General features: G+C 63.4%; 13 protein-coding genes and 2 riboswitches. All 13 genes read left to right on the top strand.

Annotated elements, in window-relative coordinates; all coding sequences use genetic code 11:
• The first annotated feature begins 367 nt into the window (after positions 1–367).
• Positions 368–558, top strand: a riboswitch (cobalamin riboswitch).
• 136 nt (positions 559–694) lie between these two features.
• Positions 695–885: riboswitch (cobalamin riboswitch) on the top strand.
• A gap of 32 nt (positions 886–917) precedes the next feature.
• The 13 genes from OXI69_09325 to OXI69_09265 all read left to right on the top strand — a co-directional run bounded on the left by OXI69_09325 (position 918) and on the right by OXI69_09265 (position 22,246).
• On the top strand, positions 918–3,350 hold the full coding sequence (locus OXI69_09325; GenBank protein ID MDE2666341.1) for a TonB-dependent receptor: 2,433 nt from the start codon (positions 918–920) through the stop codon (positions 3,348–3,350).
• Between the two features lie 84 nt (positions 3,351–3,434).
• Positions 3,435–4,520, top strand: a complete 1,086-nt coding sequence (cobT, locus tag OXI69_09320; protein MDE2666340.1) for a nicotinate-nucleotide--dimethylbenzimidazole phosphoribosyltransferase — start codon at positions 3,435–3,437, stop codon at positions 4,518–4,520.
• Entirely contained in the window at positions 4,517–5,335 is an 819-nt protein-coding gene (gene cobS, locus OXI69_09315; GenBank protein MDE2666339.1) for an adenosylcobinamide-GDP ribazoletransferase, read from the top strand. Before cobT ends, cobS begins: the two co-directional genes overlap by 4 nt.
• Positions 5,336–5,341: 6 nt before the next feature.
• Positions 5,342–6,301 carry an adenosylcobinamide-phosphate synthase CbiB gene (gene cbiB / locus OXI69_09310; protein MDE2666338.1) on the top strand — a complete coding sequence of 320 codons (960 nt, stop codon included), beginning with the start codon at positions 5,342–5,344 and terminating at the stop codon, positions 6,299–6,301.
• 65 nt (positions 6,302–6,366) lie between these two features.
• Positions 6,367–7,467 (top strand): histidinol-phosphate transaminase, encoded by a 1,101-nt coding sequence (locus OXI69_09305; GenBank protein MDE2666337.1) that lies wholly within the window; start codon positions 6,367–6,369, stop codon positions 7,465–7,467.
• Positions 7,460–8,095 carry a histidine phosphatase family protein gene (locus tag OXI69_09300; GenBank protein MDE2666336.1) on the top strand — a complete coding sequence of 212 codons (636 nt, stop codon included), beginning with the start codon at positions 7,460–7,462 and terminating at the stop codon, positions 8,093–8,095. Before OXI69_09305 ends, OXI69_09300 begins: the two co-directional genes overlap by 8 nt.
• Before the next feature lie 67 nt (positions 8,096–8,162).
• Entirely contained in the window at positions 8,163–9,677 is a 1,515-nt protein-coding gene (locus tag OXI69_09295) for a cobyric acid synthase (GenBank protein ID MDE2666335.1), read from the top strand.
• Positions 9,674–10,255: a bifunctional adenosylcobinamide kinase/adenosylcobinamide-phosphate guanylyltransferase gene (gene cobU, locus OXI69_09290; protein MDE2666334.1), complete on the top strand. Its 582-nt coding sequence runs from the start codon at positions 9,674–9,676 to the stop codon at positions 10,253–10,255. Before OXI69_09295 ends, cobU begins: the two co-directional genes overlap by 4 nt.
• Before the next feature lie 171 nt (positions 10,256–10,426).
• Positions 10,427–13,294, top strand: coding sequence for a tetratricopeptide repeat protein (locus OXI69_09285; GenBank protein MDE2666333.1), 2,868 nt, complete (start codon positions 10,427–10,429; stop codon positions 13,292–13,294).
• Between the two features lie 8 nt (positions 13,295–13,302).
• The gene (locus OXI69_09280; protein ID MDE2666332.1) at positions 13,303–15,015 is read left to right on the top strand and encodes a CRTAC1 family protein; all 1,713 of its coding nucleotides are present in this window, start codon (positions 13,303–13,305) and stop codon (positions 15,013–15,015) included.
• 338 nt (positions 15,016–15,353) lie between these two features.
• Positions 15,354–19,010 carry an FG-GAP-like repeat-containing protein gene (locus OXI69_09275; protein ID MDE2666331.1) on the top strand — a complete coding sequence of 1,219 codons (3,657 nt, stop codon included), beginning with the start codon at positions 15,354–15,356 and terminating at the stop codon, positions 19,008–19,010.
• 94 nt (positions 19,011–19,104) lie between these two features.
• Positions 19,105–19,911, top strand: a complete 807-nt coding sequence (locus OXI69_09270) for a DUF4159 domain-containing protein (GenBank protein MDE2666330.1) — start codon at positions 19,105–19,107, stop codon at positions 19,909–19,911.
• Between the two features lie 64 nt (positions 19,912–19,975).
• Positions 19,976–22,246, top strand: coding sequence for a glutamine amidotransferase (locus tag OXI69_09265; protein MDE2666329.1), 2,271 nt, complete (start codon positions 19,976–19,978; stop codon positions 22,244–22,246).
• The last annotated feature ends 237 nt before the right edge of the window (positions 22,247–22,483 follow it).

The raw sequence follows: 22,483 nt of genomic DNA, 5'->3' as shown, positions 1-22,483 counted from the left end.
GGGAGTGAAGCCGGGAGTGCTCCTTCGGTCGGGCTCCGCCCTCCCTGCGGAGCACGCCCGCTCGTTGCCCATCGACCCCCTTGGAGATATGCTTAGCCCTACATAAAGAAGACTGGCCGTGTAAACCATGTATGCGGTTTATTGTGTAAACCATGAATGGATTGCACAAAGCCGAGCCGCAGGCGATGGCTGATGCGGTGGGGGGCAACTGCCGGGCCGCGGCCTTGTGCGGCGGGCGTATCGTCGGGCGCACGGCCACGGCATAGTCCCTCTCACCGCAGTCCATCCAGCAGCCCTCTCCCGACAGGACCGCGTTTCTGCGGAGGGGGAGAAAACTCTTGACGCTTCTTTCGGACCGTTGCTACGATTTCTCCATTGGTCCCAAGGTGCTCGAATTCGAGCCAATAGGGAAGCGGGTGCAATTCCCGCACGGTCGCGCCACTGTGATCAGCGAGCTCGCCGGCGAAGCAGGCCACTGTTGCATGAGGCAATGGGAAGGCAGTCGGCCGGGCGTCTTAGCTGTCAGTCAGGAGACCTGCCCTGGGATTGACGAGGCACGCTGCGCACGAGAGCGGCTGGGTCGAACATGCAAGCAGGTTTTCCGCACCTCCCATCCTGTCAATTCTCTTCCGTCCGCCTTTCACTCGTAGCCTTGCCTGCCAATGACAGCCTGAGATCCGCGCATGGCCCCTCAGGCCAATGACAACCTCTTACTGGATGCGCCCTGAACATTCCGGGAAGCGCGGTGAAAGTCCGCCACTGCCCCAGCAACTGTAAGCGGCAACGAAATCCGTCTGCACGCCACTGCCGAAAGGTGGGAAGGCACGGAGAGTAGGATCGTTCCGGCCGCAAGTCAGGAGACCGGATCGGGGAAGCTTCCTGAACACCTCCTTGGGGGAGGAGAAAGGACCTGCCAGATGCAGTGCAAAACCGGAAAGTTGACGCTGGCCTTATGCCTCGTCGCCTGCTGTGCCACCCTGACCGCTGAGGCCGTCGAGCCGGCCTCGATCAGCGGAATCATCACCGATCCCCAAAAAGCACTTGTGCCGGACACCCTGGTCACGCTCCATGACCGGTCCAGCGGCCTGCGCCTGAGAGTCACCACCGATGCCTCGGGAGAATTTCGCTTTCGGCTGCTGCGTCCGGGCGAATACATCCTGGAAGTCGAGTCCCGGGGCTTTGCTCCCGTGTCCCTGAGCGGTCTTCAAGTCGAGGCCGGTCAGGAACTGGTGCGGGACATTGCCCTGCAATTGGCGGTGCGCCGAGAGGAAGTCGTGGTCACGGCCTCGGGGAGGCCGCAGTCGGTCGACGAAGTATCGAAGGCCCTGACGGTCATCAATAGCAGGGACATGCAAGAGCGGGGGGAAACCAGCCTGGCCGAGGCCTTGAGGCCGATTCCCGGCTTGCGCATTCAGCAATTGGGGACGCCCGGCGCCCAGACGACCATTCGAACCCGCGGGCTGCGGGTCGAGAACACCTCGATTCTGATTGACGGCCTGCGCTTCCGGGACGCGGCCGCGCCCCAGGGAGACGCCACCTCCCTTGTGTCCCATCTTTTGCTTGCCGATACCCACCGGGTGGAGGTGTTGCGGGGGTCGGGTTCCTCCCTCTACGGAAGTCATGCCATAGGCGGCGTGGTCAACATGATGAGCGCGGAAGGCGGCGGCCGCACCCGGGGAAGCCTGCTGACCGAGGGGGGATCCCTGGGCCGGCTGCATGGTCGCGCCCGTCTGGCGGGAGGATTCCAACAGGACCGGTTCACCTACAGCACGGGACTGGCCCATCGAAACATTTCCAGAGGCGTCGATGGCGACGACGCCAGCCGCAACACCACTGCCCAGGGGCGGCTGAATCTGAACTTTTCTCCGACGGCCAACCTCTCGGCACGATTCTACGGAGGCGACACCTTCCTCCAGCTCAACCGGTCGCCGGGCAGCGCCCCCGGACTGACCGCCACCGGAATTGTCGAGGCCCGTCCGTTGGCTCCTGATCTGGTCGAGCTCCACCAGTCGGGGACGCCCCTGTCCGAACTGAACCTCGGATCGGCCACATTCATCCCCACTCTCAACGATCCCGACGCTCGAGTGGCCACCGATTTCCTTTCCAGCGCGGTCCGGTTCAACCAACAGCCGACAGCCCGGACAGGATACAGTCTCTCCTATCAGAATCTGCGAACAGACCGGATCCATCACAACGGCCCCGGAGGACCCGGCTTCCAGCCTGGCGGGATCACACGATCGGACTTCGACGGGCGCGTGCAGACCGTCAACGCCCGCACCCATCAGCAGTTGGGAACCAACCACTTCATCGATGCGGGCTACGAGTTCGAAAATGAACAGTTCGTCAATCGGAATATTCCCGTGCAGCCCTCCCCTGAATCCCTGGCGGACGTCACTCAGCGCACCAACGCCTTTCATATTCAGGACCAGCTCAGGCTGCTGCAAGGGCGACTGCACCTTTCAGCCGCCTTCCGAGTCCAGACGTTCTCGCTTCAAACCCCGCTGCTGGAACCTTTGGAAACGGCGCCCTACCAGGGATTCACCTTCGACGCACCGCCCACCGCCTATACCGGGGACGGTTCGATCGCCTATTTCGTCGCCCGGACCGGCACCAAGTTCCGCGCTCATGTCGGGAACGGCTACCGGTCTCCCTCCCTCTACGAACGCTTCGGGACCTACTTCTCCAGATTCGGCTACTCGGCCTATGGAGATCCAAGACTCCGTCCCGATCGATCCGTGGCCTTCGACGCCGGCCTGGACCAGACCCTGTTCGACAACCGGGTGCAGACCTCCCTGACCTGGTTCTACACCCGCATCCAGGAAAACATCGTGTTCGACTTCTCCGGCGGCATCAACCCCGCCACCGACCCCTTCGGGCGGTTCGGCGGCTACCGGAACAGCCAGGGGGGACTGGCCCGCGGCCTCGAAGTCACCACGACCGTCCGTCCTTCCAGATCGCTGGATCTGCGATTTTCCTACACCTACACCAACGCGGACGAGCGGGTGCCGCGGATCGGCAACGTTCTGAAATCCTATGTGATTCCCGACCACCAGTGGTCCCTGCTGGCAACCCAGTGGCTGGGAAGGAATCTGTTCGTCAACCTGGACTGGGTAACCTCCAGCAGCACCCTGGCGCCGATCTACGACCCCAGCATCTTCAGCAGCCGGGTGTTTAGGTTCGACCCCATCACCAAGCTCGACCTGGGGGCGAGCTACAGGCTTCCTCTCTCCGAATTCCGCAGTCTCCGCTTCTTCGGCCGGGTCGACAACCTGCTGGACAGGCAATACTATGAGAACGGTTTTCTGAACCCCGGGGCCACGGGCACAGCCGGTTTGGAGTTCTCCTTTTAATGAGGTCTTGCCCCAAATCGACAAACGGGGGATAGAGGGATCCCGTCCTTGATCTCCCTGGCGATGAGTTTCAACATGCAACCGATCACTCTCGCCCAAGCCATTGCCCGGGTTGCTCCCGCGGACGCCGAGGCCCGGGGCCGCGCCGAGGCCAGACAGCTCCGTCTCACCAAGCCTCCAGGCAGCCTGGGCCGCCTCGAGCAGGTGTCGGTTCAACTGGCCGGGATCTTCGGCACCGAGATTCCTCGGATCCGAGACAAGGCCGTCATCGTGGCGGCAGCCGACCACGGCGTGGTCGCCCAGGGGATCACGGGCTATCCCCAGGCGGTCACCGGGCAGATGGTGCAAAACTTCCTGGAGGGGGGTGCGGCGGTCAGCGCCCTTTCAGGGCTGCTGGGCGTTCGACAGATCATCGTGGACGCGGGGGTGGCGAGCGAAATCCCGCACCACCCGGACCTCCGTCGCGTAAGTGCGGGTCGCGGCACGGGTGATATCACCCTGGGACCCGCCATGTCGGCCCGCCAGGCGGAGCAGTGCCTCGCGGCAGGCGTGAATCTCGCCGTCGAGGTCGCCCGCTCGGGAGCCGACCTGATCGCCACGGGTGACATGGGCATCGGCAACACTACTGCCGCCAGCGCCATTGCGGCCACCGTCACCGGCAAATCCGCGCGTGAAACCACCGGCAGGGGCACGGGACGCACGCCCGAGGAGCTGGAGCACAAGGTGGAGGTGGTGCAAAGGGCGCTTTCTGTGAACCGGCCGATCCCTGAAGACCCCCTCGATGTGCTGGCCAAGGTGGGAGGTTTCGAGTTCGGTGTGCTGGCTGGTGTGGTTCTGGGTGGGGCCGCGATGCGGCGAGGGGTGGTTCTGGACGGCTTCATCTCGGGAGCGGCAGCGCTTCTGGCCCTCGTGCTGTGCCCGGCTACTCGAGATTACATGATTGCCTCACACCGGTCGGATGAGCGGGGCCACCCTGTGGTCCTGACTCACCTGGGGCTGTCCCCGCTGCTGGACCTGGGGATGCGGCTGGGCGAGGGAAGCGGCGCCGTGCTGGCCATGCCCGTCATTGAAGCCGCCTCGGCCTGCCTTTGCGAGATGGCCACCTTTGATGAGGCGGGGGTGTCGGACCGCGACAAGAATGAGGCGCCCGCGGAGAGCCCATCCCGATGAAGGGCTTGCGTTCCGCCATTGCTTTTCTGACGATTCTCCCCCTGGGACCAAGGAACGCGGCCGAGGATTTCCCTGCGGCTCGCATCTGGTTTCCGCTGGTCGGGCTGCTGCTCGGATCGGTGCTGGCGGGGACGGACTGGCTGCTGCAGTGGTCGTTTTCGCTTCTCTCTTCGGACTCGGCGCCGCTTGACCGCCAGTTTCCTCCTCTGCTGGCCGGCGCTCTGCTGATTGGCGGTCTCGCCCTGCTGACCCGAGCCCTGCATCTGGACGGCTTCATGGACACCTGCGACGCACTGCTGGGTGGCTTTGAGCGCCAACGGCGGCTGGAGATACTCAGAGACACCCACGTGGGCGCCTTTGCGGTGGTGGGACTCGCCAGTCTGCTGCTCCTCAAGCTCACCGCCTTGGCTACCCTGCCCCAGATGAACCGGCAGGCGGTCCTGCTACTCTTTCCCTGCCTGTCGCGCTGGGGGATGCTGTTGGCGATGGAGCTGTTTCCCTACGTCAGGCGGGAGGGCCTGGGCACGGTGTTCTTCCGGGAAAGGGGCCGTTGGCCCCTGTTCGGTGGTCTCTGCCTGGCGCTGTCGGCTGCCGTTGGGCTGGCCGGCACCACCGGAGTTCTCCTTTTCGCCTTGGCCAGCGCCGTCTCCTGGGCGGTCGGATACTGGGCGGCACGGGCGCTGGGTGGCCTTACCGGAGACATCTACGGAGCCGTCAACGAGACTGTCGAAGCATCCGTACTGGTTCTGGCCGCGGTCATCGCGGCAGCCTCGCCCCTTGCCTTGCAGTCACCGCTGGCGGGATACCTGGATTAGCAAGGAATGGAGGGGCAGGTGGAGGTGGGCGAGTGGTCTCTGGAGGTCGGCGTGCTGCTGGGAGCCCTGGTTTGGGATCTGGCCTTCCGCGAGCCGCCCAAGGCGCTCCATCCCGTGGTGTGGATGGGGACCCTGGCCTCATGGATTGAGAAGAAAGCGCTGACGGGTGAGCGGCCCCTGACGGCGTTCCTGACGGGTCTGGGCCTGGCCGTACTGGCGCCTCTCGGCTTCGCCGGGTTGGCCTGGCTGGCTACTGCGGGTCTCAGGGATCTGGGCTCCCTTCCCTACCTGGCCGGTGGCGCGTTCCTGCTGAAGACAACCTTCACGGTCAAGGGTCTTGCAAGGGCCGCCGGAAACACCCGGCAGGCCTTGGAATCCGGCAGGATCGCCGAAGCCCGTCGCCGCCTGAGAAGCCTGGTCAGTCGAGACGCCAGGACGCTGACAAGTGCCCAGGTGAGCATGGCGGCCATCGAGTCCGTTGCCGAAAATACGACCGACAGTTGCATCGGACCCTGGCTGGCTTTCGCCCTGTTCGGAGTGCCGGGCGCAGTGGCCTACCGTGCTCTGAACACCCTGGACAGCGTGATCGGCTACCACGGCAGGCATGAGTACCTGGGCAAGGCATCGGCCAGGCTGGACGACTTGGCCAACCTGATCCCGGCGCGTCTCAGCGCAGTCCTGATGCTGGGCGCCGGCGTCCTGTTGGGACTGCCGGCAGGCCGGGGGTGGAGCATGGTCCGAAGAGATCGTCGACTCACCGAGAGCCCCAACGCCGGCTGGACCATCAGCGCCATGTCGGGGCTGCTGGGCGTCGCCCTGGCGAAATCCGGCCATTACCGCATCGGCGACGGCCTGACCGATCCCGATTCCTCCGACATCCGGGTCTCGCTACGTGTCCTGTTCGTGTCGGCCGGCATCGCTCTGCCGGTCGTGACGGGTTTTTTGGCGTTGCCGGCTCTTTGGTGACAATGAGGGAAGCCCCGGGGAGCCGCGCTGCCGCCCAATTCGACGGCCCATTGGCTGAAGGACTCATGCAAGCCCACTTTGAGGAAACTCACGCGGGCCCCACCCACGGCGGCCTGAACGCCCGCGAGCTGGAGTTGCTGGGCTTGTGCCCGGAAGAGGTGCTGGACTTCAGTGCCAGCATCAATCCCCTGGGAGCTGCCCCCGAGGTAAAGGAGTCCCTGAGTAGCCTGCCGCCGGATACCTACCCCGATCGAAGTTGCCTGAATCTCCGACGGGCGCTGGCATCGCATCTGGATCTCCAGCCGGGCTCCATTCTGGTCGGCAACGGCTCAACGGAACTGATCCACCTGGTTGCCCGGGCCTTCCTGAGTCCTGGCGACACCGCGGTCATCTTTACCCCGACCTTTGGGGAATACGCTGCCGCCTGCCGTCTGGAAGGCGTCTCTCCCGTGTCCATTCCGTCAAACCGCGAGACAGAATTCCGGTGGAATCTGCCCGATGCCTTGCACCGTATCTCCGGCCTCAAGCCTTCCCTGGTCTTCGTCTGCAACCCCAACAACCCGACCGGCACATACCTGGGAGAAGGAGAGGTGCGACAGATTGCCGACACTCTGGGGGACCGCGGCCTGTTGGTTCTGGACGAGGCCTATCGGGCTTTCGTCGAGGAACCCTGGAGGTCGCAACCATTGCTGCGCATGGAAAACGTGGCGCTGCTCCGATCCATGACCAAGGACTACGGACTTGCCGGGCTGCGGCTCGGCTATATGCTGGCCCCGGAGGTGATTGTCGCTCGCGTGGGCAAATTCCAGTACAGTTGGAGTGTCAATGCCGCGGCCCAGGCCGCCGGAATTGCCGCTCTCGACCGCCCACGGCACGTCGAAACGGGCTTGTGCATGGTGCGGGCCGGGAAGGAATTCCTCACAAGCACCCTCAGCCAGATAGGCCTGGAATACCTGCCGTCGGCCGCAAACTTTCTGCTGATCCGGGTGGGCCAGGCCTCCCGCTGGCGCTTGAAACTCCTGAAGCAATACAAGGTCTGCGTGCGAGACTGCAGCTCCTTCGGATTGCCGGAGCACATCAGAGTGGCCGTACGAAACACCGAGGACAACCGACGGCTGGTTCAGGCCCTGAAGGCGGCCGCAGCCGTCTCAGACAACCATGAGTAGATGCTTTCTGGTCAGACACGGAACAACGGAATGGAATGCTCGGGGTCGAATCCAGGGGCAGTCGGACCCGTCCCTGAACGAAGCCGGCAAACGTCAGGCCCGACGTCTTGGCGTGCGCCTGGCATCGGTCCCCTTCGCAGAGGCTCGCTGCAGTGATCTGCGCCGCTGCTCGGAAACGGCGGCGGGCATCCTGCCGGGAAGGAACGACGTCCGGCTGCAAGAGATGCCGGAACTGCGGGAGAAGAACTTCGGAGCCTGGGAGGGACTCACCTTCCGCCAGGTGGAGGCCCGTTTCCCCGACCTCTACCGCACCTGGACAATGGCCGGTGACCCTTCCTTCGCGCCTCCCGGTGGAGAAAGCGATCTTCAGCTCTACTCACGCGCCGATACCGTCGTCGACCGGCTGCGGGAGACCCGCACCGACAGCGGCGGCAACCTCCTGGTGGTCACTCACGGCGGCATGCTGCGCGCCCTGATTGCCCGCCTGCTGGGTCTGTCGGCTCAAAAGATGTGGAAGTTCCGCTTTGCCAATGCCGGGCTTTCCGTGGTCAGTGTCTTCGACGACGGCAGCGCCGTGGTGGATCTGCTCAACGACACCAGCCACCTGGGAGAGGACTTCGGAGAGTGACGGGACAGTGGAGAGGGCGGACTCGACAGGCTGGCCCGGATCGTCTCCCAAGGGATGAGAGCGCACTATGGGCAAAGTTCTGATGGTGCAGGGCACCGGCTCTCACGCGGGCAAGTCCCTGCTGGTCATGGCCCTGTGCCGCATTTTCTCCAGGGAGGGCCTTCGGGTAGCTCCCTTCAAGGCGCAGAACATGTCCCTCAACTCCTTCGTGACCCCGGACGGCTGCGAGTTCAGCCGCGCACAGGCGGTGCAGGCCGATGCCGCCCGGGTGATCCCACGCGTCGAGATGAACCCCATCCTGCTGAAACCTCAGGACCGGTGCCGCTCCCAGGTGGTAGCCATGGGAAAGCCCCTGGGCGTGGCCTCTGCCACAGAATACCGGGACCTGACGCCGCAACTGTGGCCGCTGGTCGCTCGATCGCTCGACACCCTGGGAGAGAGCAACGACATCGTCGTCATCGAGGGTGCCGGCAGTCCCGCCGAAATCAACCTGAGGGAACAGGAGATCGTCAACATGCGGGTAGCGCGTTACGCCGAGGCGCCGGTGATCCTGGTGGGAGACATTGACCGGGGCGGCGTCTTCGCTTCCCTGTTCGGCACGGTGGCGCTGCTGGAGCCGGAGGAACGGGCTCTGATCCGGGCCTTCGTCATCAACAAGTTCAGCGGAGATCCCTCCCTGCTGGACTCGGGACTGGAAAGCCTGAAGCAGCGCACCGGAATTTCCACCGCCGGCGTCCTGCCCTTTTTCACCGACGTCATCCTGCCTGAAGAGGATTCCGTGGGATTGGAGAATCCGGAAGGGGCCCGGCCTGAATCGGAGGCGCCCCTGGATATCGCGGTCATCCGGCTGCCCCGCATCGCCAACTTCGACGACTTCGACCCGCTGCGCCGAGAGCCCGGCGTTTGCCTTCGATACGTCGATAGTCCCGGCCGGATGGGTTGCCCCGACCTGATCGTCATTCCCGGGTCCAAGGCCACCGTTGCCGACCTGAAGTGGATGCGGCAACGGGGACTGGACCGATCGGTGTCGGCACATCGCAGGGCCGGAAGGCCGGTCGTAGGCCTTTGCGGAGGCTACCAGATGCTGGGGCTTGGCATCCTCGATCCGGAGAGGGTGGAATCGGACTCTCCTCAAACGGACGGTTTGGGCTTGCTGCCGGTCAAAACGGTATTCGAGCCAAACAAGGCGACCTGCCAGATCGAGGCCGAGATAGTATCGGGGCGCGGACTGATGACCGGCAGCCAGGGAAGTCCAATTTCAGGCTATGAGATCCACATGGGGCGGACCCGCGGCGCCGGATCCGGTCCGTTCCGGATTCGGAAGCGCTCCGGCAGGCCGTCCGACGATCCCGATGGCGCTCTGGATTCGGAGGGTCTGACCCTGGGCACCTACATCCACGGCCTGTTCCACAACCACGATTTTCGTCGCAACCTGCTGCTGTATCTGGCCGGCGCAAAAAACGTGTCCCTCCCCGCAGGGGCGGTTCTGGACATGGAGAGGGAATATGACCGGCTGGCCGACCTGGTCAGTCGGCACCTGGACATGGACTCGGTCTATCGGATTGCGGGATTGCATCCTTGAAGAAAGAACTCGTTTTCATCCTTGGAGGCGCGCGCTCGGGCAAGAGCGCCTTTGCCGAAAGACTGGCTCGCCGGGGCGGCCGGGTGCTGTTCGTGGCAACGGCGGAGGCTCGCGACCAGGACATGAGACGGAGAATCGCCGCCCATCGCGAGCGACGACCGGCGGGCTGGGACACGCTGGAGGAGCCCCGCGACCTGGTAGCCGCGCTTCGCCCCCTTCTGGACCGCTACGACACCTTCCTGCTGGACTGCCTCACCCTCTGGGTCAGCAACCTGCTGCTCGAGCGGCAGGATCATGTGGGCGCGGAAAGTCGCATTCAGGATTCCGCTCGGGAATTGATGGATCTCGTCGAAGAGACCCATGCAACCTGGATACTGGTCAGCAACGAGGTCGGAGAAGGCATCGTGCCCTCTTCGACTCTGGGCCGCGCTTACAGGGACGCCCTGGGACGGGTGAACCAGGTGGCAGCCTCCCGCGCGGACAGGGTCTACCTCATGACGGCCGGCCTGGCCCTGGAACTGAAGTCCCTGGGCGCCCGGCCTCTCGCCCAATTGGACCCTGACCCTCCCGGCCCTTGATGCCAAAGCCGCCGGCCACCCAAGGACTCCTGGGAGTACACCCACCGGAATTTCTAAACGGTCCTCGGAATCGTTATGGCCGGTGATTTGCCAACCGTAGCGTCATTTGCCGCAACCCCGGTCCCCTGCTAAACTGATGTTGTAGAGGACAGGGGGGGAACGGGTGGTCTGGTGAACAGGTTTGGTCTGATTTGCTTTTACGCCTTTCTCCTGCTGGCCGTCAACGGGGCCTACCTGTGGCCCCATGCCGAGCCCAACCTTTTCTACATCTCCAACCTGACTTTGCATCTGGGCCTGGGCCTGGTCCTGACCGCAATCGCACTGGGGTACCTGCTGACCCGCTTCAGAAGGATGATCCCGGTGGTCCGCTGGGCACTGGTCTGTTTTCTGGCCAGCTCGATTCCGGCCCTGGCGCTGCTGGTGGTGGGCAACACCCAACCCCATCGCTGGATCCTCCACGTACACATCGGCCTGGCGCTGCTGGCCTTTGTCCTGGCGGGTTTTGCCGTTCAAACCTGGTGGAGAGAGAGCTATCGAGTAGGCCTTGTGGGAATGGCGCGCCGGCGCTATGGCGTGGCCGCAGCGCTTCTGGTGCTGATTCCGGCATTCCTGGCCGGCTACGAGCGCTACTTCCCGGACGAGGCCGACCGCATCCGCAACCCGACCCGCACGCCGCTCTCCATGGAAGAGGAGGGAGACGGACCCAAGAGTCCCTTCTTCCCCTCCTCATCCACCACCACCAGCGGCGACCTGATCCCCTCCGATTTCTTCATGACTTCCCACACCTGCCAGCGGTGCCATCCCGATATCTACGAGCAGTGGTACTCCTCCATGCACCACTTCTCCTCCTTCAACAATCAGTGGTACCGCAAATCCATCGAATACATGCAGGATGTGGTCGGCACCCAGCCCTCCAAGTGGTGCGCCGGCTGCCACGACCATGCCGTGTTCTTCAACGGGAGATTCGACACCCCCATCCGGGAGCAGATCGACACCCCGGAAGCACAGGCCGGTCTGGCCTGCACGTCCTGCCACTCCATCGTCGGGATCACCAGCAGCATGGGAAACGGGGCGCTGGTCATCGAGTATCCCCCCCTGCATGACATGGCCACCAGCGACAATGCTCTCCTGCAGTGGTTCCATGATTTTCTGATCATGGCGGATCCCGGCCCTCACAAGAAGGTCTTCATGAAGCCCTTCCACAGGAAGGACACGGCCGAATTCTGCTCCAGTTGCCACAAGGTCCATCTGGATTTTCCGGTGAACCACTATCGCTGGCTGCGAGGTTTCAACGACTACGACAACTGGCAGGCCAGCGGCGTTTCCGGCCAGGGGGCCCGCTCTTTCTACTACCCGCCCCAGCCCCGCAAGTGCGTGGACTGCCACATGCCCCTGGTGGACTCCGACGACCTGGGGAACATCGACGGCAAGGTCCACTCTCACCGGTTTCCGGGCGCCAATACGGCCGTGCCCCTGGCCAACCAGGACCAGAAGCAGCTGCAGACCACCATCGACTTCCTGCAGGACAAGCAGGTCGGCATCGACATTTTCGCCATGGCCTTGGGCGATCCGGTGGAGGCGGCCGAATCTTCCGGCCGGACCGGCGCCAGCCTGCAACTCTCCAGCACCTTTGCGGTGGGCGAGGAGTCGGAATCCTTCGGCGCCCGGGGCATGGTCACCACTCCTCCACTCAAAGTGGTGGCGCCCCTCGACAAGATTGGAGCCACCGTGCGGCGCGGGGATTCGGTGCGAGTGGACGTGGTGGTGAGGACGCTGAACGTCGGCCATTTCTTCCCCGGCGGAACCGTGGACGCCTTCGACGTCTGGGTGGAGCTTCAGGCCGTTGACGACCGGGGGCAGGTGATCTTCTGGAGCGGCCGAGTGGAGGACAACGGAGAGGGCCCCGTGGAAGAGAGCGCCCACATGTACCGGGCCTACCTGCTGGACGAGCACGGCAACCTCATCAACAAGCGGAATGCCTGGGCGGCCCGCTCCACCTTGTATGTCCGCCTGATCCCCCCCGGAGCCGCCGACACGGTACGGTTCCGCCTCAAGGTGCCTGAGAATAGCGGCGACAGGATCACGCTCACGGCCAGGGTGAACTATCGCAAGTTCAGTTGGTGGAATACGCAGTGGGCCTATGCCGGCATCCGGGACCCGACCCACCTGGACTTCGGACTGGACAAGGGCTACGACGACGGGCGCTGGATCTTCCAGGGGGACTTGTCCCAGGTCTCGGGCAAGCTCAAGGAGATCCCCAGGGTGCCCATCGTGGTCATGGCCGAGGACCGGACCGAGCTGAACGTCCTGGACCGGCGCGCCGACCCGCCGGAGCTGGAGTCGGCCATGGACCGGGACGACCTGATCCGCTGGAACGACTACGGGATAGGCCTCCTGCTGCAGGGGGACCTCAAGGCCGCCGAGCAGGCCTTTCTCACCGTCACCAGGCTGGACCCCGACTTTGCCGACGGCTGGGTGAACGTGGCTCGGGCGCGGGTGCGGGAGGGCAACACCGAGGGCGCTCAGGAGGTGCTGCGAAAAGCGCTGGAGGTGGATCCGGACCTGGCCAAGAGCCATTATTTCTACGGCCTGACCTTAAAGACCCAGGGAAAGTACGACGAGGCCCTGGTCCATTTTCGGCGGGCCCTGGCTCAATATCCCCGCGATCGAGTGGTCAGAAACCAGGCCGGCCGCATTCTCTTCCTGAAGCGGCAGTATGCCGAGGCGGTCAAGGAATTCCTCCAGGTGCTGGAGGTGGACCCGGAAGACCTGCAGGCCCACTACAATCTGATGCTCTGCTATCGAGGGCTGGGCCAGAAGGAGCTGGCCGAGCGGGAGCGCCAACTCTATTTGAGATTCAAGGCTGACGAATCCTCCCAGTTCATCACCGGACCGGTGCGCCGGCTTCACCCCGAGGCCAACAACGAACGCCAACCCATCCACGAGCACGGGTCCGCCCCGCTGGAGCCGGGGCTGACCGTCGACAAGAGCTACTCCTCCAGCCAGGTCCCGGCCCCCGCGGCCAACTCCGATTCATGATCCCTTCCATGACATGCGGTAGCGCTGAAGGCGGCGGGCCAGGACGCCCCGCCCTGCTCGTCCTGTCCCTGTTGGTGCTGACCCTGCTCTGCCGGCAGGTAGGGCTGCAGGCCGGCGGCGCCTCCAAGCCCTTCCCGGTGCAGTTCATCAACGCCACCCTCGAGGCAGGGCTGGCCTTTGAGCACAACAACGGCGCCTTCGGGAAAAAGTACCTCCCTGAAACCATGGGTTCGGGAGTTGCCTTCCTGGACTACAACAACGACGACTGGCAGGACATTCTGCTGATCAACGGCAAGAACTGGCCCGGGAGCCAAGGCCGCCGTTCCACCATGGCCCTCTACCTCAACAACAAGGACGGGACCTTCAGCGACATGACCCGCAAGGCCGGGCTCGATCTTGAGATCTACGGAATGGGCTGCGCTGCCGGCGACTACGACAACGACGGCTGGGTGGATCTGTACGTGAGCGCCCTGGGCCCCGATAGACTCTTTCGCAATCAAAGAGACGGCACCTTCCGGGATGTCACCCGCGAGGCCGGATTGGGGAATCCCGAGTTCGCCACCAGCGTGGCCTGGTTGGACTATGACCGGGACGGCAACCTGGACCTGCTCGTCACCAACTACGTGGAGTGGTCCATCGAAACCGACATCCGCTGCAGCCTGGACGGCGTCAACAAGTCCTACTGCACCCCCGAGTCCTATCCCGGTGTTTCCTCCCGGCTCTACCGGAACCGGGGCGACAGCACCTTTACCGACGTCACCCGCAAGGCCGGACTGCTGGACTCCACCAGCAAGGCACTGGGCGTGGCGGTCTTCGACGCCGACGACAACGGCTGGCCGGACCTGTTGCTGGCCAACGATACTCAACCCAACAAGCTCTACATCAACCGGAAAGACGGCACCTTCAGGGACGAGGGAATCTCGGCCGGCGTGGCCTTCAGCGAGGACGGGACCGTTCGGGGGGCCATGGGGGTGGACGCGGCCGACTACGACGGATCGGGACTGCCCAGTCTGGTTATCGGCAACTTTTCCAACGAGATGCTGAATCTCTACCACAACGAAGGCCAGGGGCTGTTCGTGGACGACGCTCCCACCTCCGAGGTGGGGCAGTCAAGCCTGCTGACGCTGGCCTTTGCCTGTTTCTTCTTTGACTTCGACCTGGACGGCAAGCTGGACATTTTCGTCGCCAACGGCCATGTGGAGAACGACATCAACAAGGTTCAGCGGCGGGTAAAATACCCCCAGCCGCCCCACCTGTTCCACAATCAGGGCAAGGGATTCGTCGAGGTTGCTCATCGGGTGGGATCTGACTTCGTGCAGCCCCGAGTAGGGCGCGGCGGCGCTTACGGGGATTATGACAACGATGGCGACCTGGACCTGTTGATGACCACCAACGGCGGCCCGGCAGTGCTCTGGAAAAACGAGAGTGACAACCCCAACCGCTACTTGCGGGTCAAGACGGTGGGAACCTCCAGCAACCGGGACGGCATCGGGGCCAAGGTGACCGTCCAGCTTGCCAACGGCCGACTGTGGCGTCGGGTCAAGAGCGGCAGCAGCTATTGCTCCCAGAGCGAACTCCCGGTGACCTTCGGCCTGGGCCGTTCGGACAAGATTCTCTCACTCGAGGTTCTCTGGCCCAGCGGGTCGGTGGACAAGCTGACCAATCTCGCCCCCAATCAGCGAATCGTGATTCGGGAAGGCAAGGGACTGGTCGAGAAATAAGTCCTGCCCCGCCCTGCTGTGCGGATCATTCGAGAATAAACAGCCGATGGTTATCGGAGGCGTTTGCACCATTTGGCGGCGGGACCATTGCCGGGAATGGCCACAAAAGGCACAAAAACACAAAAAGAGCCGAACGGTGTGGAACGACCAAGGCCTGCGGGCTTTGTGTGATATCAAAAAATTCGTTTTGTGACTTTTGTGCTTTTTGTGGTGAGCCCGCATTGCTCACCAGGTCGCACCCGATATTGAAAAAGGCAGAACAACACGTGTGTCGGCAAAATGACCTGCCCCGCTACGAATTTTGCAAAAAACTCATCGTTCTGGAAGACAAACCACGAATGAACACAAATAGACACGAAGCCCGACGGACCTCCTTCAACCACAACCGGCGCCTCGACCTGCTCCTGGTGGTCGTCCTGGCCCTGGGACCGATTGGCTGCCAATCTGTAGGGCCTGCCGGTTCCCTCCGAGCCGCCGACGCGGAATCGGCTGAGGAATCCACTTCGGCCGAAGCCCGCCTGATCTACCACAACAATATCGGCATCGCGCTGCTGGAGCAGTTCCATCACGAAAAGGCCCTGGAGGAATTCGCCCGCTGCCGGACCATCCGCCAGGACTTCCTGCCCGCCATCGTCAACAGCGGGCTGGCGCACTTCTACCTCCAGCAACTGGAGGAGTCGGAAAAGCTCTTGAAGCAGGCTTTGAGCCTGAATGACGGCCAGCCGACCGCCCTGTTTGCCATGGGCCTCATCCACAAGAACCAGGACCGGTTGGAGCTTGCTCTGGAATCCTTCCGAAAAATTCTACTCCAGGATCCGCTAGACCCGCCCACGCTCTATCAGGTCGGCCAGATACTCCTGAAACGCGAGGAGTACGACCAGGCGGAAAAAGTGCTGAGGCAGGTGGTTCAGCTCTCCCCCTACGACACAGCCGCCCACTACAGCCTGGCCATGAGCCTGCTGCGCGGCGGCAATCGGGACGAGGGACAGAAGGTGATGCAAAGGTTCCTGGGGCTGCGCGAAAGCGGCGGCATGAGCTCCACCGGCACTCAATATGGAGAGCAGGGCAAGTACATGCTGGCCACCGGCGAGTACTCCGAAATCAAGGACCTGCTCCCGCAGCCGCCCTCTGCCGACGCTGAGACGCCCGTCCGATTCTCCGAGGTCGGCCGGGAAGCAGGCCTGACCCTTCAGCAATCTGCCGGCAGGCAAACGGGACGCTCCGACTCAACCCCTCCGGTGAAAGTCGATCCGGCCGATCCGGTTCGCCAGAGGGCCGCCCGCATGGGTTCGGGAGCCGCCTTCGGGGACTACGACGCGGACGGAGACCTGGACCTCTATCTGGCCCGCTGCGGCCCGGACGCAGCCCGATCGGGCGGGTTGCTCTATCGCAACGACGGCCTGGGGCGTTTCGAGGAGGTGAGTCGGCAGGCCGGTATCGACCATCGGGACTGCGGCATGGGCGCCTACTGGGGCGACCTGGACAACGACGGCCACACCGACCTGTTTCTGACCAATTACGGAGCCAACCGACTCTATCGCAATCTCGGGGACGGAACCTTCACGGACGGGACGGCGGCAGCCGGCGTCGCCGGGGGCAACCACTGGCATCTGGCGGCCGCCCTGGCCGACTACGACCATGACGGAGATCTGGATATCTACGTGGGTCGATTCCAGGACGCAGGTTCGTCTGCCGGTCGGAAATCCGGGGACTCTCCGGACAACGCCGCGGCAGGTGGAACCCACCTCTTTCGCAACAACGGCGAGGGAGTATTTACCGACCTGGCCGAGTCGGCCCGGGTGCTTGCGCCCGGGGACCGGCTGTTTTCGGTGGTATTCACCGACTTCGACAACCGGCGGGACGTGGACTTCTGGACTGTAGCGGTTGGCGGGCCCAATCGGCTCTACAGCAACCAGAGGGTGGGCACCTTCCTGGACCTGGGCAAACCCTTGGACCACCTGTCCTCGCTGCCGGCCCACAGCGTCTCCACGGCCGACCTGGACAAGGACGGGCGCATGGATTTCCTGTTGGGTCCCGTGAGTGGTCCGCTCACCTGGGTACGCAACCTGGGGAGGCAGGAATTTCGGGCCGATGAGCTGGCTTTCCCCGGCATCTCCGCCAGGAACCGGAGCTGGACCAGCCATGCCTTCGACTATGACAACGACGGCGACCTGGATGTGCTGGAGGTCCGGGGCCCGGCTCCCGGCGCCTCTCCCAAGGGTTCCGGCCTGGAGCTGTATCGGAACCGGGGAGAGGGCAGTTTCGAGGTCGCTACAGCGGAGTCGGGTCTGGACCGATTTCGGGACCGGGCCTTCCGCAGCGCGACCCTGGGCGACTACGACAACGACGGGGACACCGATCTCCTGTTGACGGTCAACGGCGGCCGCCCGCTGCTGTTACGCAACCAGGGTGGGAACCGGAATCGGTGGGTGAAGATCCGCCTGAAGGGCACCAACAGCAACAAGTCGGGCATTGGAACCAAAGTGGAGGTCAAGTCGGGCACCCTTTGGCAGAAGGTGGAGATCAACGGAGGCAGCGGCTATCTTTCCCAGAGCCCCCCGGAAGTTCTCTTCGGCCTGGGACAGCGCAACTCGGTGGACGCCTTGCGGCTGCTCTGGCCGGGAGGGGTGCTGCAGTCGGAGACGGATCTGCCAGTCAACCGAGTCCGCCTGGTGAACGAGCTGGACCGCAAGGGAACCTCCTGCCCACTGCTCTACACCTGGAACGGCCGCCGCTACCAGTTCGTCACCGACTTCCTGGGTGGTTGCGCCATCGGCTACCTGCTGAGCCCGGGGCGCTACAACACGCCCGACACCGACGAATACATCAGAATCGATTCCTCCCAGCTCAAGGCCCGCGACGGCCGCTACTCGCTGCGAATCAACAACCAGTTGGAGGAAGTGCTCTACATCGACCAGGCCGAACTGCTGGTGCTGGACCACCCCGAGGAGCTGCAGCTCTACCCCAACGAACGGCTCATGCCGGGACCGCCCTACCCCCAATTCAGGATTTATGCGGCCCGGGGAGCCCGGCCGCCCGTCTCCGCCCGGGATCACCAGGGCCGCGACGTCCTCCCACTGATCAGTCGGGTGGACCGAAGATACCCCGACCGGTTTCGCCTCCTGCCCTTCAAGGGATATGCGGAAGAGCACTCCCTCGTCCTGGACCTGGGAGACCTTTCCGATCGGACTCCGGTGACGCTGCTGATGACCGCCTGGATCGACTATGCCGACTCCACCGCCAACTATCAGGCCTCCCAGTCCCAGGCCAGGCTGGTGCCACCCTACCTGCAGGTCAAGGACCAAAAGGGAGACTGGCGGACGGTCATCCCTCAAATGGGGTTCCCGGCCGGTCTGCCCAAGACCATGGTGGTGGATTTGAGCGGCAAGTTTCTCACCGACGACTACCGGGTCCGAATCGTCACCAGCATGCGAATCTACTGGGACCAGATCCTGGTCAACACCTACCCGGAACCGCCGACCCTGCGCCAGCACCGGCTGTCCCCTCAGTCAGCCGACCTCCGTTTTCGCGGATTTCCCCGGGAGTACAGTCCCGACGGCCGCCGCCCCCTGATATACGACTACGGATGGATCCACCCCACGGCGCCCTGGAAGAGCCACATGGGAAACTACACCCGGTTCGGCCCGGTGACGGAGCTGCTCCACGACCGGGACGACCGCTACGTCATCATGAGAAACGGAGATGAAATTCACCTGGACTACGACGCCACCGGCCTGCCTGAACTCCCGCAGGATTGGCAGCGGACCTTCCTGCTCTATGCCGACGGCTTCGGCAAGGACATGGATCCCCACTCGGCCGCCCCCGAATTCGTAACACCGCTTCCCTTTCACGGGATGACGAAGTATCCCTACGGCAAGGCCGAGGGTTATCCCGACACGCCCAGCCACCGCCGCTATCTTCGGGAGTACAACACCCGGCGCGTCTCCTCACCCTATCCTGACCTCCGGCCGGTGCAGCTCTCCCGGGCCGAGTGATCGCGGTCCCCCCGGTTGTCCTGGCCTGTCTTTCAACCTATACTCAACCTGTGCTGCAGATGGCGGTAACCCCCGAAAAACCGGTGTCCTAACCATGGCTAACTCATTCCATTGGTCCCGAGGCCTGGCCGGAGTTCTCCTGCTGGCGGCACTGCTGGCGCAGGCCGCCCAACGCCCGGATGGGGAAACGAACCGGGCAGGCCCGGAAGGAGTCCCCCTCCAGTCCGACAATCAGGCCAAGCTGCCGAAAAAGGAGTTCACCTTTGCCCGCCTGGTGTTCCGCGGGGGGTCGGGATGGCGCTTCGGGGCCTGGGCGACCGATGCGCCCAAGGCGGACGTCACCTTCATTGCGGGCATCCGGAGACTGACCAACCTGGATGTCCGCCAATCTCAATTCTACGTTCCCATCACCTCACCGGAATTGTTTCACTACCCCTTCCTGTACGCCGTCGAAGTCGGCTATCTGGAGCTTTCGGAACAAGAGGCGGAGATTCTTCGAGAGTACTTCAGGCGGGGCGGCTTCATGGTGGTGGACGACTTCCACGGCACCCTGGAATGGTCCAACTTCCAAAGTCAAATGCACAAGGTCTTTCCCGGGGGCAGGATCGAGGATCTGCCGACCTCTCACCCCATGTTCCACTGTTTCTTCGACATCGACGAGATCTTTCAAATCCCTGGTGTCATCATGTTCTACAGCGGCACCACCTATGAGAAGGACGGCTACAACCCCCATTTCCGCGGTGTCTTCGATGGGGACGGACAGCTCAAGGTCATGGTCAACTTCAACTCGGACCTGGGAGATGCCTGGGAGTGGGCCGACGTTCCCTTCTATCCCGAGAAGTACTCTTCGGCCGCCTACCGGCTCGGCATCAACTACATCATTTACTCGATGACCCATTAGCCGGGTTTCTTACCAGGCGTTCGGGCCAACCCGATGCCGTCACGGAGTCATTGGCGCCACCTCAATGGACAGGTTGTTCGAGTCTCTCTTCAAGTACCGGTTCTTCCTTTTCCGTGAAGGCGATCTCACCTTCGACAGCCCTGTTTCCGCCTGGTGGCTCCTGCCGGCAGTGGCGCTGGCGGGCGGCGCGGCCTTCTGGGCTTACCGTCGCCGGTCGTCCGGGAGCCAGGCCCGGTGGAGGCCGGAACTGCTGATCGTCCTGAGGGCGCTCACGTTGATCCTGCTGCTGGTGTTACTGTTTCGCCCCTCCCTCCGGGTCTCCACCCATCTTCCCAGAAAAAGTAGAATCGCCCTTCTCATCGACGGCTCCCAGAGCATGACGCTCGCCCACGACTCGGGTCGGAGCCGCTGGGAGGCAGCGCTCGGGTGGCTCGATCCAGGAGCGGGAAGTGTCCTGGCCGATCTGGAAGAACGCTTCCAGCTCCAGATACTCCGTTTTGACCGCGATATCCGGGAAATCCAGCCGGGCTCCAATCTTCCTCCCACCGGGAGCGGCACCAGTCTCGAGGCCGCTCTATCCGCCGTGAGAAATCACCGGGGAGAGGGCCAACCCCTGGCCGGTGTGGTCCTCCTCAGCGACGGCGCCGACAATCTTTCCAGGAAACTGCCGCAGGTCCTGGAAAACTTCCGGCGGGAACGGATTCCCGTCCATACGGTGGCGGTCGGCCGGGAGAGCCTCGGCAAGGACATCCAGGTGTCGCAAGTCACCTTTGCCCCGCGAATCCTTCCGGGATCCTCCACCCGAGGGGTGGTATCCCTGACCAGTGTCGGGTATCCCGGCCGGATAGTCTCGGTGGAGGTCCGGGAGTCGGGAACGCTCGTCGCCTCCCAACCGGTTACCCTGAACGGGTCCGATACCAGCCAGCTCGTCGAGCTGAGCCTGAAGCCGGAAGGGACGGGTCTGAAGCACTACACGGTCTCGGTGGCGCCCCAACCCGGTGAAGCCATCCAGCGCAACAACCGCCGGCACCTGTTGCTCCACGTGGAGGACTCCCGCCCCAAGATCCTTTATCTGGAAGGAACGCCGCGCTGGGAATTCAAGTTCATCCGACGAGCTCTCCAAAAAGACCGCAACCTCCAACTGGTGACCCTCCTCCGAACCTCTGACAACAAGTTCTACCACCAGGGACTTGAAGGTGAGGACACGTTGGCTGCAGGATTTCCCCAGACCCCGGACCAACTCTATCCCTACAAGGGGCTGATCCTGGGCAGCATCGAATCCGGCTTCTTCACCCCGTCCCAACAGAAGACGATCGTGGATTTCGTGGGTGAGCGCGGTGGTGGATTCATGATGTTGGGAGGGCGCAGCTCCTTCGACGCCGGAGGATATGCCGGCACCGACATCGCCAACATGTTGCCGGTGCATCTCGGAGACCGGGACGCGGAAAGCTCCTACGTCACCGATGGGTTGAACTTCGATCCGACGGCCTATGGTAGACAACATCCTGTCCTTCAACTGGTTTCCGACCCTGCAGCCAACCTCCGGCGATGGCGAAACCTGCCGCCGATCTCCGCCTACAACCGGATCTCGCGCGCCAAGCCGGGAGCAGCGGTGCTGGCCCGCGGCGGACGCGGAGGACGCCGGGCCATCCTGCTGGCCGCCCATCGCTTCGGTAGCGGGAGGGCCATCGCCTTCATGCCGGCGACCTCATGGCACTGGCAGATGGGACTGCCGCACACCGATCGGACCCACACCACCTTCTGGCGTCAACTCCTGCGATGGCTGGTGGCCTCATCCTCCGATCCCCTCCAGGTGACATTCGATCGGAACATCTATCAGGATGAGGATGCGGTTGGGATCCAGGTTGCGGTCAAGGATGCTTTCTTCAACCCGGCCGGTGATCGGGACGTGGTAGCCACCATCGCTTCGCCCGGAGCCGCGACCGACCGGCTGGCCCTGCGCCGGAACGGCATCGACTACGCAGGTCGGTTTCAACCCAGCGAAAGTGGCATCCACCAAGTCAGTGTCAAGGCATCCCGAGACGGGCTGAGGTCGGAATCGGCCGAGGCCTTCTTTCTGGTCACCCGGACTCATCGCGAGTTCTTCGACGCCGAGGCCAACCCCCGCTTTCTCCGGCGGATCGCTCGGGAAACCGGCGGGCGCCACTACGCCTTGGGGGACGCCGCTGGACTACCGGAGGAAATCACCTATGCAGACAGCCCCAACACGGTGCTCCAGGTGCTGCCACTGTGGGACATGCCCTTTATTTTCATACTGTTGGGAGCTCTACTGTGTTCGGAGTGGTTTCTCCGCAAACGATGGGGATGGGTTTGAGCGGTCCGGAGCCGAGCCTTGCCCCCCACCGCATCAGCCCTCGCCATCCGGCTCGGCTTCTGCGACTCCCCCTCAAGGGGGGAGTGCTTGAGGCCAGCACAAGGCTGCCAGTAGAACTCTATCACTCCCCCCTGGAGGGGGAGTCGGTGAGACGGTACAGACCGCATTCATCCTTTACATCATAAACCGCAAACATGGTTTACACGCTGATAGGGTATCGATCGAGGAGGATAGAGC

Source organism: Acidobacteriota bacterium (assembly GCA_028875575.1).
Classification (GTDB): Bacteria; Acidobacteriota; Terriglobia; order Versatilivoradales; family Versatilivoraceae; genus Versatilivorator.
Note: the sequence above shows the minus strand (reverse complement) of the source record. Positions and strands in the feature narration are given on the sequence as shown.